This window comes from Kitasatospora sp. NPDC042419, assembly GCF_056437345.1.
In genome coordinates this window covers 226,023-240,289 of sequence record NZ_JBWKAW010000004.1, presented here as the reverse complement: position 1 = coordinate 240,289, position 14,267 = coordinate 226,023, and the positions used below count along the sequence as shown (strand labels likewise).

Sequence of the window (14,267 nt, the reverse complement as noted above, 5' to 3'; positions counted from 1 at the left end):
GGCGGCGGCCCGCCCGTCAGAACAGCATGCCCAGCAGGGCGACCAGGAGCATGAGGGGGATCCCGAGAACGACGGCGGCGACCGGGCCGATGAAGGCGACGACCATCCATCCGTCCGAACCCGTCTCGCCCCGCCGGGCCGTGTCGAGGCACCAGCCCGCCCCCGCGCCGCCCAGCGCGAGGAAGATGCCGGCGAACACGCCGTACTCGACGGTGGCGCTCGCCGACTCCTCGAACGCGTCGCCGCCGACCACCCGCACCTCCACCCGGCGGCCCGCGGGGTGGAGGCCCGTGGCGTCGCGCAGCTGGATCTTCCGCCGGGCGTCGGGGCGGTCGACCGGTGCGAACGTGCCGTTGCAGGCCACGCCGTCGTCGTTCCCCTCGAAGTCCGAGGCCTCGAAGCACCTGTCGACGGTCACCACGCCGTCGACGGGACCGATGCCGAGGGTGGCCACCATCCGCTGGCCGGGCAGCAGCCAGACCGCGAAGAGCGTCGCCCCGAGAGAGATCAACCCGCCGAGGGACGCCGTGACCCGTATCGCCCACCTGCGTCGCGCACGCTCCACACCGGTCTCCCCCCACCGCCCCCGGCCGAGCCCGTTGCCGGGCCCCGGCCGAACCATCGGACACCTGCCCTCGCCAACTTAGCTGGCGAAAGCGACAGTTCGGCACCACCTGGCGAAACGTCCGGGCGACAGCGGCACCGCTCGGCCGGGCCGGTGAACGAACCTCCTCCCCGGGCAGACTGCAACCATGACCGAACTCCGCATCCTCACCCCCGCCGACCCCGCCGACTGGCCGCTCTGGCGCGACGCCCGGCTCGCCGCACTCGGCGACGCGCCGCACGCCTTCCGGGTCCGGCGGGCGGACTGGCACCTCGGCGAAGAGGAGCGGTGGCGGGCGCGGTTCGCGCGCCCGGACGCCGTGCACGTGGTGGCCGTGCCGGAGGACGGCCGGCCGGTCGGACTGGCGTGCGGCCTGCCCGGGCCGGACGGTGAGGCCGGTTCGGCCGGTTCGGCCGGCGGGGTGAGCGAGCTGCGGTCGGTCTGGGTCGGACCCGAGGCCCGGGGGCACGGGGTCGGGGACCGCCTGATCGCGGCGGTCGAACGGTGGGCGCGGCGCACGGGGTCCACGTCACTGCGGCTCGCCCTCGTCCCGGGTAACGAGGCCGCCCTCGCCCTGTACCGGCGCAACGGCTTCGCCGCCACCGGCGAACCGGGCGGCCTGCTCCCCGACGGCGTCACCAGGGAGTACGTGATGGCCAAGCGGCTCCCGGTCGCTTAACGCCCGCCGGGGAAGCGCTCGTTGCCTTCCCGCCGTCGCCGACCGACATGTGCGCCCGGAGCCCCCGCCGCGTAGAGTCCGCCGGCATGGCCGAGACGACAGTTCCCATTCTGCCCTGCCAAACCCTCCAGCCCGTCCTGGAGTTCTACACCGCCCTGGGCTTCGAGGTGACCTTCCACCAGAAGAGCCCCAACCCCTACGCCGTCGTCCTACGCGGCGGCATCCAGCTGCACTTCTTCGGCATGAAGCAGTACGACCCCACCGCCTCCTACAGCACCTGCCTGATCCGCACCGACGACGTGGACGGGCTGCACGCCGCCTTCCGGGCGGGCCTCAAGTCCGCGTACGGCCGGGTGCCGACCCGGGGTCTGCCGCGGATCGGCGCGGTCGGCGACACCTCGCACGGCGTCCGGCAGTTCCTGCTGACCGATCCGGGCGGCAACTGCCTGCGGATCGGACAGCCGATCGACGACGACCAGAGCCACCGCGCCGCCCCCGGCGAACCGTTCGCCAAGGCGCTGCACCACGCGGCGCTGCTCGCCGACTCCAAGGAGGACCTGACCGCCGCCGCACGGGTACTGGACCGGGCACTGGACGCGGAGGGCGAACGGCCCGAGCCCACCGTGCTGTTCCGCCTGCTCGCGCTGCGCGCGGATCTCGCCCACCGGATGTCCGACACCGCGGCGGCGGCCGCCTTCGCCGCGCGGGCCGGGGCGGTGGCCGACGAACTCCCGGCGGAGGAGCGCGAGTCCGTCGGAGACGACCTCAAGCGGCTGGCCGAGCTCGCACCTTGACGCATCGTGGCGCCGAAATCCCTACGAACCGTGCCCTGATGGCCGGATGGCCGGATGGCCGGATGGCGGGATACCCCGAAGCTCCCCGGCGTCCCGCCTCCTGACCTTCCGACGCCCGCACCTCCCGGCGTCCTGACCTCCCGGCGTCCTGACCTCCCGGCGTCCTGACGTCTCGAAGAACGGTCAGATCGAGCGCTTCAGCAGCGCGAACAGCGCCGTCCAGTGCCGGGCGTCGGCCTCCGGGTGGTAGGAGGCGGTGTCGGCCTGGGTGAAGCCGTGCGGCGCTCCCTCGTAGACGTCGCAGGTGTGGCGGACACCGGCGTCGGCGAGGGCCTTCGCGAGCCGGTCGATCTGCTCGGCCGGCATCGAGGGGTCCTGGTCGGCGTGGCCGAAGTACAGCTCTGCACGGACCCGTTCGGCGAGCAGGTGCGGACTGTCCGGTTCCACGGTGGCGAGCAGGCCGCCGTGGAACCCGGCCGCCGCGGCCACCCGCTCCGGGTGGGAGGCGGCGGTCTGCAACGCGAGCTTCGCGCCCAGGCAGTAGCCGGTGATGCCGACCGGCCCGTCCTTCACCGACGGGGAGTCGGACAGCCACTGCAGGTACGCGTCGGCATCACGGGCCGCGAGCTCGGCGGTGAGCGAGTCCATCATCGGGCCGAGCCGCTCGAAGAGCGTCGGGTCGGTGCGCGTGCTGATCAGCGCGGGCGGCGCGGGCAGCTCGACGAGCGGCGCGCGACCGTGCCGGTAGAACACGTTGGGCACCAGCACGGTGTACCCCTCGGCGGCGATCCGGTCCGCCATCGCCTCCAGCACCGGGCGCAGTCCGAAGGCGTTCATGTACAGCAGGACGCCCGGATGGGCCTGCCCGTCCCCGGGGTGGGCCAGATAGGCGTCGGCGACGCCGTCGGCGGTCGGGACGTCCACGGAGCTGCCGTGCACGGCGGTCGTCGTCATGTCGCTCTGTTCTCCTCGGTTCTCGGGTGTTCGGCCCGCAGGGTGTCGACGGCCCGGCACAGCTCGTCCACGCAACTTCCCGTTCGGCGGCCCGCGGTGTCGACGACCAGGCGGTCGCGGTGCCACGGCTCGTACTCGCGGGCCGTGATCTCCGCCCAGTCGGGCAGGGCCAGGTCGGGTATGTCGACGGTGCGGTGCTCGGCCCGGCGGCGGTGCTCGGCCGGGTCGGAGCAGATGATCTCCGCTTCCAGGAACGGAACTCCGGCCCGGAGGGCGGTGTCCCGCCAGGCGTCGCGCGTGACCGCGAGCGGGTTGACGGACTCGCCGACGACGGTGAGTCCCTGGCGCAGGTGGTCCTCCGCGAGCGCGTAGGCGACAGCGTAGCCCGCCGGTCCGAGCGGTGAATCCACGGGCCCCACACGGCGGATGGCCTGCTCGATGGTGTCGACCCGCAGGTGGACGGCACCGGTCCGGCGGGCCAGGGCCCGGGCCAGGGTGGTCTTGCCGGTGGCGGGCAGTCCTCCGATGACGATGAGCACCGCCTCATCCTCGCAGACCGCACCCGTGGCCGGGGCTACGGGCACGCGGGGCTCAGGACGCCCAGTTGCGGGTGCAGAGGACGAGGTGGTAGCCGTCCGGGTCGGTGACGGTGACGCCGAACTCGTCCCAGTACGGGTTGTGCGCGGGGACGCGGGTGCCGCCGACGGCCTGCAGGCGGTCGAGGAGCGCGGGGTCCACGGGCGCGCCCAGGTAGACGACGAAGAGGTCGTCGACGGTGGGGGTCGGCTCCAGGGGGTTCTCGGGGTCGTGGGTGAGTTCGAAGTGCCAACCACCGCCGGAGGGACCGACCATGAGGAGGTCGTGTTCGCCGGGGACGCGCTCGGTGGTGCGCCACAGGACGGCGAGGCCGAGCCCCTCGACGTAGAAGCGCTCGGCGGCGGCGAGGTCCCTGGAGGGGCGGGCGATGCGGACGTGAGTGGTGGAGTCGATCATGGAGACCGAGCGTACCGGGCAACTCTCCGGCCCCGCCGGGCACCCCGCTCCCGTCCGTCCGCCGGCCGCGTCACACCGGGTCGCTGATGCGCCGTCAGAGCCTGCGCAGCCGCTCCTCGTCGTCCGTGCGCGGGCAGGTGATGCACGCGTTGCCGGGCTGGATCGCGTAGTAGAGGCAGCAGCCGAGCCTGGTCCGGGTGTGGTGGGAGCGCCCGTCCTCGCCGCGCAGGAGGCGGAAGTCGGCGGACCCGGGGAGCGGTTCGGTGCGCCCGGGGAGGACGGCCCCCGCTGCGGCGACGGCGGCGGCCTCGTGGGCGGCGACGGCCTCGTGGGCGGCGGGGTGCGCGGCGGCCTCCGCCACCACCGCCTCCGCCACGACGACGGCATCCCCGCCGAGAACGCCCTCCACGTCCTCCGCGTCCTCCGCCGAAGCCGTCACACCGGCAGCCCCCGCGGCGGCGGCCGCCCGGAGGTCGCCGGCCCTGGGGACGGCTCCCCCGCGCACGGCCTCCACGGTGGCGGTCGCCCGGGCAACCTCCGGCGCGTCGGCGGCTCCGGCCGGGTACGCGGCGTCGAGCATCCGCCCGAGGTACCAGATCGCCGAGGCGAGGTCGTCGGTGACCATGCCCCACAGTGCCCGGGTGCCGCGCCGGGTGGGTGCGGCGAAGGCGGTGAGCAGCGGTTCGACGTGGGTGACCACAGCGGCACGCAGCTCGGCGCGGAGTTCGTCCTCACCCGACAGGGTGACGTGGGCGCGCGGGCGGAGCGCGAGATCACCGGTGGGGGCGTGCATCCAGAGGTCCGAGCTGCCGATCAGCGGCACGCGCCGGGCCAGGTGCCAGGGCCCGGCGATCAGCACCGAGACCGACCAGAGGTAGTGGTGCAGCAGCCGGGAAGCGACGACGTGGGGGCGCGGGGCGGTGCCGTACCCGGCGGCCACCGGCGCGATCCGGGCCGCCTCGCCGGCCAGCGCCTCCGTCAATGCCTCCGGTTCGCTCGCGAGCTCGGCAGCGGAGTACCAGCCCTGGACGCGGGACGGCGCGGGTTCGTCGTCCGCGAGCAGCCGGACCCGGAGCACGGGGCAGAGGTCCATCAGCAGCCGGTAGTCGGCGTCCAGGGGGTTCGCCGCGCGGACGGCGGCGGGCACGGGCGGGCCCGAGGAGATCATCGGCACTCCCGAGATCGTATTAGGTGAGGCTCACCTTATAGGCACTCGGCGGCCGGTTCGCGCCACGCCTGCCCCGCTGTCCCCGGTACGGCCCAATCCGGCCTGGATTTGACGCTGTTAGGCTTGCCTAACCTAATATTTGACTCCGTGCTGACCATCGATCCGCCGGCCCGCGCAGCCGCGGCGACGCCCCGCCCCTCGGCGGCCCGGCCACCGCTCCCGCCGGTCGGTGCCGCCGGCGCCAGGGTCCTCGCGTCGGGCCACCTGACGCCGTGACCGGCCGGAGCGAGCAGAACGTGGTCCGGAGCACCCCGACCCGGCAGGGCCAGTGCGCCGTGCGCCGCCGGGAGCGTCCGGGGCTTCGAGGCACCGGACAGGCCGCCGACCCCCGGCTCCCGGCCCCTCGTCGCGGCCTCCCGCACGATGCGCCCCGGCCGCACCGGCGCGGCGGACACCATCGGGACCACCCGCCTCAGCCGATCGGTCGGACCCACCCGGGTCGTCGGGCCCACCCGGGTCGTCGGGCCCACCCGGGTCGTCGGGCCCACCCGGGTCACGGACCTCGGCGTGCGCCCGTGCAGGCGGTCGCGCAGGGCCGACGCAGCGCCCCCGGTGGCACCGCACGCCCGAGAATCGCGCCCCCGTGAGGGGTAGGCCATGCGGTGCCCGCCCCCTGCCGCCCACGATCGCCCGCACCGCCCCCTGACCGCCCCTCCCTGCCCCGCTCGACCCCGCTTCCGCCCTCGCCCCACACAACCCCCACGCCAGCCATTGCACCGAGAGGAGCCCGCGCCGACATGCGGCTCTACCTGCTCGCCCTCAACCCCACCGACTCGGTCACCCAGGGCTTCCTCCCGGCCGCCGCCCGGCTCGGACTCGACGTCACCGTGCTCACCGACCACGCCGGACCGCACCGGGACGCCTACGCCGCCCTCCCGTACGCCCCCGAGGTGGTCGAGTGCGAGGTCCGGGACTTCCGTGAGGTCATCGGAGTGATCGACCGGCACCGGACCACCGGAGCGGCCGCACCACCGGCTCCGCCCGCCGCCGCCGCACCGTCCGACCGCGCCGACCCGGCGTACGACCGGGGCGCCGGAGCACCGTCCGACCGGACCGGGACACCGGGCACGGCGTTCGCCGTGTTCAGCAACAGCGACCACCTGCAGACCCAGACCGCCCTCGCCGCCGAGTACTTCGGGCTGCCCGCCAAGGACTGGAAGGCCACCCTGCGGGCCAAGAACAAGGGCCAGCTGCGCCGCCACCTGACCGCCTCCGGCCTGGACACCGTCCGCTCCGTCGAACTCCCGCCGGGCCAGGACCCCTCCGTGCTGGGGGAGTCGGACCTCACCTTCCCGGTCGTCGTCAAGCCGCGTGAGGGCGTCGCCAGCGAGGACGTCTCACTGGTCGCCGACGCGGCGGAACTCGTGCAGCGCTGCCGGGAGATCCAGCACCGGAGGGAGGGCGAGGCCCTGGTCGTCGAGGAGTTCCTGGACGGGCCGCTGTACACGCTGGAGACACTCGGCGACGGGCGGCGGCGGCACGTCCTCGGCGGATTCCGGACCAGGGTCTCCCCGCCTCCGCACTTCATCGAGGAGATGCTGGAGTTCGTCCCCGAGCACCCGCCCGCCGTGGTCGGCCAGGTGCTCGCCCAGCTCGACGCGATCGGCGTCGGACTCGGCGCCTGCCACACCGAGTTCGTCGTCCAGCCGGACGGCCGCGCCCGGATCATCGAGGTCAACTACCGCGCCATAGGCGACCAGTGCGACCTCATGCTCGCCGAGCTCCTCGGCATCCCGCTGTTCGAGCACGTCCTCGCCGTCCACCTCGGCCGCGAACTCCCCGCCGACCTCGGCGAACGGTGCGCCGCCCGCGCGCTGCGCGGCCGCAACGAGCCGGTCCGTGCCGACCGAGCCGGGACCCTCGCCGCCGCCCCCGCCCCGCACGACGAGCAGCGCGACGGCGTCCGGCTCGCCTACCGGCCGCTGCGCGCGGTCGGCGAACGGCACGAGCACTACCGCACCAACCGGGACTACCTGGGCGTGGTCTGGGCGGTCGGCCCCGACCAGGCCGCCGTGGACGCCGCCGTGGCCCGGTTCATCGCCGAAAACCGTTGGGAGATCACCCCGTGAACACCTCCGCCTCCGACCGGCTCGCGCTCCGCGTCCTGTCCACCCTGCTGCGCGAGGACGTGCTCGGGCTGCGCACCCGCGCAGTGGTGGAGGAACGGGCCGACGGCCCGTGGCTGGTGACCGCCGAACGGGCGCTCGCCGTACCGGTCGCCCCCGAGGGCTTCCAGAGCGAGTACGCGGCCAGGCTCCCGTCGATCGAACTGTCGGACCGTCAGGTCACGGGCGTCATGGGCATACTGGCGTCACTCGCCCCGCTCGCCGAGGACGAGGACCGGCCCGGCTGGGACGCCTTCGCCGAGGAGTGCCGGCAGACCCTCGCCACCATGGAGCTGCACGAGCGGGTCCGGGACGAGGTCCACAGCACGCTCACCGACCTGTACGGCGCCGACCCGGCCCACTGGACCGGGCCCGCCGCCGCCCTCGGCCTCGACACTCTCGCCGCCTACCTCGACCACCCCGTCTACCCGACCGCGCGCGGCCGGTCCGGTCTCGACGAGGAGCGGCTTCGAGCCTACGCACCCGAGTTCCACCCGGCCTTCGAGCTCCGCTGGCTGGCCCTCCCGGCCGGCACGCTCACCCGGAACGGCGACCGCCCGCTCCCCAGCTGGTGGCCCACCCCGAGCTGGCTCGGCCTCGCGCTGCCCGGCGGCGACCAGGCCTGGGAGACCGTCCCGGTCCACCCGCTCACCGTCGGCGCGCACCTCGACGAGGCGCTGCGCGCCACCGGCCTGGCGGAGCACGCCGTCCTGGCCGACCGGCCCTACCTGACCGTCGTCCCCACCCTCTCGATGCGGACCGTCGCCGTCGCCGACGACCCCTCCCACCACCTCAAGCTCCCGCTCGCCACCGCCACCCTCGGCCGGCTCAACCGCCGGACCATCAAGCCCGGCACGCTCCGCGACGGTGCGGCCGGCCAGCAACTGGTCGAGGCCGTGCTGGCCCGCGAGCCGCGGTTCGCCGGGCGGATCCTGCACGCCGACGAACAGACCTGGGCACACGCGGGACACGAGCTGCTCGCCGTCCTCCTCCGCCGCTACCCGGCAGGCCTGGAGCGGTCCGTCACCGTGCCGCTCGCCGCGCTGCTGGCCCCCTCGCCGGGCCGCCCCGGCCACACCGACCGCCCCGGGCACCCCGGACACCCCGACCGCTCCGACCGCTCCGACCGCCCCGACCCTCGCGGACCGCTCGTCGTCGACCGTCTCGCCGACCGGTTCTTCGGCGGCGACCCCGTCGCCCTCTACGACGCGCTGCTGGAACTGCTGCTCGACTGGCAGACCACCCTCTTCGGGTACGGCATCGCCCTCGAATCACACCAGCAGAACACCTCACTCGTCCTCGACGAGCACGGCGACCTGCGACTGCTCTACAAGGACGACGACGGCCCGCGCCTCCACACCGCCCGGCTCACCGCCGCCCTCGGCGGACCCGCCCCGGCCGTGGCGGAGTTCGACGACGCCCGGATCCTCGGCACCGACGACCGCCCGCTCACCGACCTGTTCGCCACCATCACCGGCCACCTCTGCACCGGCGCCCTGGCCTTCGGGCTCGCCGCCCACGGCCGATCCGAACTGGACTCCCTGCTGGGCCTGTTGCGCCGGCGGATGACCGAAGCCGTCGACCGGCTCGGGCCCGCCGGCGAACCACTGCGCGCCGCCCTGCTGGACACCGACCGGCTGCCGGTCAAGGCGATGGTCACCGCCGGCACCCTGCTCAGCAAGCAGCGCTCGGGCGCCGCCGACATCAACAAGCACTACACGACCGGCCCCAACTACCTGCTGCCGTCACCGCAGGCCACCACCGCACCGGGCGTCGGCCGATGACGGCCACGGCCACGGCCGCCAAGCCCTCGCCTCCGGTCCACCCGCACCGGCAGTATGTGCTGATGGTCGTCCTGCCGCCGGCCGTCGCCGGCCCTCCCCCGCCGCCGTCGAAGCCGCGGCCCGGACCTCCGCCCGGACCCCGGCCCGAGCCCCAGCGCATGCCGAGGCCGACGCCGGCGCCGCACACCGGTCCCCTCCGCCGGCCGCCCCACCGGCACCACGGCGTTCCCGCGGGCGGCCCCGACGACCGCACCGGGGCCGCCCGCGCCGCCACAGCGCCGGTCGCCGCCGCGGACACCGCGGACGCCGCACCCGACCTCCCCCTCCGCCACCGTTGGAGTCGCCCATGACCCACGAACTGCCCACCGCCGACCACGCAGTGACCCACACCCTGCTCAACTGCCTGCTGCGCGAGGTCTCCGCACCCGAGCACCAGACGGCCGTCACCGGCGGCCGCCTGCTGATCCGCCTGCCCCGGCGCGGCGCCCAGCTCCGGATCGCACTGCGCCGCACCTCCCTGCTCGGCGCACACCGGTTCAGCGGCCCGGTCGAGGAGGAACGGACGGACGGATGGGCAGAGTTGAACTGGCACGAGCTCGCCCGCTACGTCCAGGGCGAACTCGAACTGCGGACCGGAACCGTCAACGACGAGTTCCTCCCCCAACTGACCTCCAGCCACCGGACCGTCCGGACGGCCCTCGCCGACCGCCCGGAACCGGGCCCGGACCGCTACCTCGAATCCGAGCAGGCGCTGCTCCTCGGACACCGCTTCCACCCGGCGCCCAAGTCCCGCTCCGCCGAACGCGGCGACTGGCGCGCGTACGCACCGGAGACCCGGGCCGCGTTCCGGCTGCGCCACCTCGCCGTCCGGCACGAGCTGGTGGCCGAGTCCTCCGCCGACCCGGACGCCACCCGCCTGCTGGACGGACTCGCCCCCGCACCCGCCGGCTACCGGCTGCTGCCCGCCCACCCCTGGCAGTACCAGCTCATCGAGGACCACCCCCTGCTGCGCGGCGCCCTGGACCGCGGGGACGTCCTGGACCTCGGCCCCGGCGGCACGCCGTTCGCCGCCACCGCGTCCGTCCGGACCCTGTACGGCGCGGGCGCGTTCCTCAAGTTCAGCCTCAACGTCCGGATCACCAACTGCCTGCGCAAGAACGCCGCCTACGAGCTCGCCGGCGCGGTGACCCTGACCCGGCTGCTGGCCCCGGTCCTGGCCGACCTCACCGCGCGCTTCCCGGACGCGGCGATGCTCCGCGAACCGGCGTTCCGCACCCTCGCCCTGCCCGGCGCCGACGGCCGGCCCGACCGGGCGCTGTACGAGGGATTCGGCCTGATCGTCCGCGAGGGGTTCGCCGACGTGCTGCGCCCCGGCGTCACCCCGCTGCTGGCCGCCGCCGTCGCCGACGAGTACCCGACCAGCTCCGCCCACGTCTCCCGGCTGCTCGCCGACACGGACGGCGCGGACAGCGCGGACAGCGCGGACGGCACGAACGACCCGGACCGCACGAACGGCCCGCACGGCCCGAACGGCACCGCCGGCAGCACCGCGGCGGGCCGGGCGCTCGACTGGTGGACCGCCTACCTCCGGCTGCTCGTCCCGCCGGTGCTCGCCGCCTACTTCGACCACGGCGTGGTGCTCGAACCGCACCTGCAGAACGTGCTGATCGGCGTGGACCCGTCCGGCTTCCCCGCCCAGGTGCTCTTCCGGGACCTGGAGGGAACCAAGCTCGTCCCCGACCGGCACGCCGCCCTGCTCGACGCCCTGCCGCCCGAGGTGGCCCGGCCGCTGGCGTACGACGCCGAACACGGCTGGGACCGGGTGGTCTACTGCCTGCTCGTCAACCACATCGCCGAACTGCTCGCCGCGATCGCCGACCTGCACCCGGCGACCGAGGGCGCGCTCTGGGAGGCGGTCCGCCGCGTCCTGGAGGAGTACGCCGCCGCCCACAGCGACCCGCCCCGGCTGCGGGCGCTGCTGGCCGGCGTGCCGCTGCCGGCCAAGGCCAACCTGCTCACCCGCTGGGAGCGCAAGCGCGACCGCGAGGCCGGGTACGTCCGGCTGCCCTCACCGCTGGCCCGCTCCGTCCTCGCGGAGGCGGCCCGCGTCCCGCACCCCGTCCAGGCCCCACCCGTCCCCGCCGGAAGGATCCGATGACCCCGATGACCACCCCGGTAGCCGCCACCGAGCCGGTCCGCCGCCACGTCGCCGACCTCTCCCCGGAGCAACTCCCCTGCTACGTCTACGACCTGGCGGCACTGCGGTCGCACGCCGCCGCCGTCCGGGCCGCGCTGCCCGAGCGGGTCGAGCTGTACTACGCCGCCAAGGCCAACCCGGACGGACCTGTGCTGACCGCGCTGCGCGCCGCCGTGGGCGGCTACGAGGTCTCCAGCGGCGGCGAGTTGGCGCACGTCCGGGCCTCGGTGCCGGACGCCCCGCTGGCCTTCGGCGGTCCGGGCAAGACGCCCGCCGAGATCGCGGCCGCCGTCGACGCGGGCGTGCACCGCTGGCACGTCGAGAGCGAGCAGGAACTGCACCGGCTGGCCGCCGTCCTCGCCGACCGGCCGGACGCGGCGGTGGACGTGCTGCTGCGGGTCAACCTGCCGGTCGGGGCCGGGGCGCTGGACTCGGTGGCACTGGCGATGGGCGGCCGGCCCACGCCGTTCGGCCTGGACCCGGGCCGCGTCGAGGCCTGCGTCCGGCTGCTCACCGACCCGCTCGGCCCCCTGGGCCCGGTACGGAGGCGCCTGCGGCTGCGCGGTGTGCACGCCCACCTGGCCAGCGGGCTGGCGGCGGCGGAACAGCTGGCGCTCGCCGGCCAGATCGTCGGCTGGTCGGCCCGACTGGCGGAGCGGCACGCGTTCGGGCTGGACGAGGTCAACGTCGGCGGAGGCATGGCCGTCGACTACGCGGACCCGGCCGCCCGCTTCGACTGGACGGCGTTCGGCGAGGGCCTCGGCAAGCTGCTCGACCGGCATCCGGGGCTGACGCTGCGGATCGAGCCCGGCCGGGCGCTCACCGCGTACTGCGGCTGGTACGCCACCGAGGTGCTGGACGTGAAGCGGAGCCACGGCGAGGACTTCGTCCTCGTCCGCGGCGGCACCCACCACCTGCGCACCCCGGCCACCCGGGGCCACGACCAGCCGTTCGCCGTCCTGCCGGTCGACACCTGGCCGCACGCCTGGCCGCGCCCCGTCGTGACGGGAGGCCGCGCCACCCTGGCCGGCCAGCTCTGCACCCCGAAGGACGTCCTCGCCCACGCCGCCCCGGCCGCGGCCGGCCTCCGGGCGGGAGACCGGGTGCTCTTCGCCATGGCCGGGGCCTACGCCTGGAACATCTCCCACCACGACTTCCTGATGCACCCGCGCCCGGGCTTCCACCACCTGGGGTGACGGCCGGTGACCGACAGCTGACGACTGACGGATTCCAGCCGGCGACTTTCGGATGACAGATATCAGAATCTGTCATCCGAAAGCCGTCAGCCCGCTCCCACCGGGGGCGGGCGCGGGCCTCCACCGCACTGACGTGCGAAAGTGGTAGCCGGTGAAGGGAGCGGGCACGTGCTGATGGACAAGGTGGCGGAGATCATCGCCGAGGCTTCGGCCGAGGTGGTGGAGCCCCGGTTCCGGGCGCTGGCCGCCGGAGAGGTGATGGAGAAGGCCCCCGGCGAGGTGGTGACCATAGCCGACCGCGAGGCCGAGGTGGTCATCGCCCGGCGGCTGCGCGAACTGCTGCCCCTCCCGGTGGTCGGCGAGGAGGCCGTCGCGGCCGATCCCGCACTCGCCCACGCCCTGCACTCGGAGCCCGCCGCGTGGCTCGTCGATCCGGTCGACGGCACGTCGAACTTCATCGCCGGACGCCCCGAGTACGCCGTGATGGTCTCCCTGGTCCGCGCGGGCCGGACCGTCGCCGCCTGGATCCGGCAGCCCGCCACCGCGACCTCCTACACCGCCGAACTCGGCTCCGGCGCGTGGCGCGACGGCCACCGCCTCACCCGCACCCCCGCCACCGCCGACCCCGCCAAGTGGCGCGGCTCGGTGAAGAGCCGCTTCCTCGACCCCGACCGCCGCCGCCTGGTCGAGGCCAACACCAGCGCCTTCGGCGAGGTCACCCCGGGCCGCCACGCCGCCGGCATCGAGTACCCGGACATCGCCGACGGCGCGACGGACTTCATCCTCTACTGGCGGACCCTGCCCTGGGACCACGCCCCCGGCTCCCTCCTGGTCACCGAGGCCGGCGGCGTGTCCGCCCGCCTGGACGGCACCCCCTACCGCCCCGAGGCCCCCGGCTGCGAGGACGGCCTCCTCGTCGCCGCGGACCCCGCCACCTGGGAACGCACCCGGGACATCCTCCTCGGCCGCTGAAAACCCGGGAGACGGGGCCACCGGGCCCCTCCTAGACTTTCGATCATGTACCCGAGACGACTGGTCGCGCTGCTCGTCGGCGCCCTCGCCGTGACCACCGCGTGCACCGGCGCGCAGACCCCCGACCCGGCCGTCACCGGGGCGGCTTCGCCCTCCCCCTCCCTGGAGGAGGAGCCGTACCCGGAGGCCACCCCCGTCGCGGTGGGCGAGCTCACCTCGGCCGAGCTCCAGGGGCGCTGGTGGAACTGGGCCGCCTCGACCACCGAGGCCCGCAACCCGGTCACCGACCAGGACGGCCGCCTGTGCGCCCAGGGGCAGGACGAGGACATCTGGCGCCTGGCCGGCACCCAGGGCGGCCCGGCCCGGCGCACGTGCGCCGTCCCGCTCGGGCTCCCGGTGGTGTTCCCGATCGTGAACCTCTTCGGCGAGGCGTCCGACTGCCTGGAGTTCATGGACGCGGCGCAGGGAAGCGCGACCCTGGACGGCAAGGCCCTGAAGCCCGAGGTGCTCGGCGCGACACCGATCGACCTGTTCACCCGCGACGGCAACCCCTTCACCGGAGTCGAGGACCACTTCCACACCTGGTCGTGCGGTCTCTGGGTGCGGCTGGAGCCGCTCTCCGCCGGCAGCCACGAACTGAGCTTCCGGGGCGGGTCGGGCGCGTTCAGCACGTCGGTGGACTACCGGCTCGACGTCGCCAAGCCCACGCCCACCGGAGCCGTCTGACCGGAACCCTCTGACCGGGGCCGTCCGACCGGAAC

Annotated in this window: 13 protein-coding genes; 8 read left to right on the top strand and 5 right to left on the bottom strand. The window is 74.9% G+C overall.

Annotation, left to right across the window (positions count from 1 at the left end; all coding sequences use genetic code 11):
- Positions 1–16: 16 nt before the first annotated feature.
- Complete coding sequence (locus AC067J_RS10915) at positions 17–511, bottom strand: hypothetical protein (RefSeq protein ID WP_478297751.1); 495 nt, start codon at positions 509–511, stop codon at positions 17–19.
- Between the two features lie 241 nt (positions 512–752).
- On the opposite strand from AC067J_RS10915, the gene AC067J_RS10910 reads away from it, so the two are divergent.
- Together AC067J_RS10910 and AC067J_RS10905 are read left to right on the top strand one after the other, a co-directional pair.
- The gene (locus tag AC067J_RS10910) at positions 753–1,283 is read left to right on the top strand and encodes an N-acetyltransferase family protein (RefSeq protein WP_478297749.1); all 531 of its coding nucleotides are present in this window, start codon (positions 753–755) and stop codon (positions 1,281–1,283) included.
- A gap of 86 nt (positions 1,284–1,369) precedes the next feature.
- A complete protein-coding gene (locus AC067J_RS10905; protein WP_478297747.1) occupies positions 1,370–2,077 on the top strand; it encodes a bleomycin resistance protein in 708 nt (235 codons plus the stop codon).
- Between the two features lie 183 nt (positions 2,078–2,260).
- Here AC067J_RS10905 and AC067J_RS10900 read toward each other — a convergent pair whose 3' ends face one another.
- The 4 genes from AC067J_RS10900 to AC067J_RS10885 form a co-directional block, all read right to left on the bottom strand.
- The gene (locus tag AC067J_RS10900) at positions 2,261–3,031 is read right to left on the bottom strand and encodes a dienelactone hydrolase family protein (RefSeq protein ID WP_478297745.1); all 771 of its coding nucleotides are present in this window, start codon (positions 3,029–3,031) and stop codon (positions 2,261–2,263) included.
- Entirely contained in the window at positions 3,028–3,570 is a 543-nt protein-coding gene (locus AC067J_RS10895) for a P-loop nucleotide/nucleoside kinase family protein (protein ID WP_478297743.1), read from the bottom strand. Before AC067J_RS10895 ends, AC067J_RS10900 begins: the two co-directional genes overlap by 4 nt.
- Positions 3,571–3,622: 52 nt before the next feature.
- Positions 3,623–4,024, bottom strand: a complete 402-nt coding sequence (locus AC067J_RS10890; protein ID WP_478297741.1) for a VOC family protein — start codon at positions 4,022–4,024, stop codon at positions 3,623–3,625.
- A 94-nt stretch (positions 4,025–4,118) separates the two neighbouring features.
- Positions 4,119–5,192, bottom strand: a complete 1,074-nt coding sequence (locus tag AC067J_RS10885; RefSeq protein WP_478298172.1) for a (2Fe-2S)-binding protein — start codon at positions 5,190–5,192, stop codon at positions 4,119–4,121.
- Positions 5,193–5,989: 797 nt separating this feature from the next.
- On the opposite strand from AC067J_RS10885, the gene AC067J_RS10880 reads away from it, so the two are divergent.
- The 6 genes from AC067J_RS10880 (at position 5,990) to AC067J_RS10855 (ending at position 14,232) form a co-directional block, all read left to right on the top strand.
- Positions 5,990–7,321, top strand: a complete 1,332-nt coding sequence (locus tag AC067J_RS10880) for an ATP-grasp domain-containing protein (protein WP_478297739.1) — start codon at positions 5,990–5,992, stop codon at positions 7,319–7,321.
- Complete coding sequence (locus AC067J_RS10875; protein ID WP_478297737.1) at positions 7,303–9,141, top strand: IucA/IucC family protein; 1,839 nt, start codon at positions 7,303–7,305, stop codon at positions 9,139–9,141. The genes AC067J_RS10880 and AC067J_RS10875 overlap by 19 nt, the downstream gene beginning before the upstream one ends.
- 346 nt (positions 9,142–9,487) lie before the next feature.
- A complete protein-coding gene (locus tag AC067J_RS10870; protein ID WP_478297735.1) occupies positions 9,488–11,299 on the top strand; it encodes an IucA/IucC family protein in 1,812 nt (603 codons plus the stop codon).
- 5 nt (positions 11,300–11,304) lie between these two features.
- Positions 11,305–12,534 (top strand): type III PLP-dependent enzyme, encoded by a 1,230-nt coding sequence (locus tag AC067J_RS10865; protein WP_478297734.1) that lies wholly within the window; start codon positions 11,305–11,307, stop codon positions 12,532–12,534.
- A gap of 174 nt (positions 12,535–12,708) precedes the next feature.
- Positions 12,709–13,506 carry an inositol monophosphatase family protein gene (locus AC067J_RS10860; protein ID WP_478298170.1) on the top strand — a complete coding sequence of 266 codons (798 nt, stop codon included), beginning with the start codon at positions 12,709–12,711 and terminating at the stop codon, positions 13,504–13,506.
- A 45-nt stretch (positions 13,507–13,551) separates the two neighbouring features.
- Positions 13,552–14,232: a signal protein gene (locus AC067J_RS10855; RefSeq protein ID WP_478297732.1), complete on the top strand. Its 681-nt coding sequence runs from the start codon at positions 13,552–13,554 to the stop codon at positions 14,230–14,232.
- Positions 14,233–14,267 lie beyond the last annotated feature (35 nt).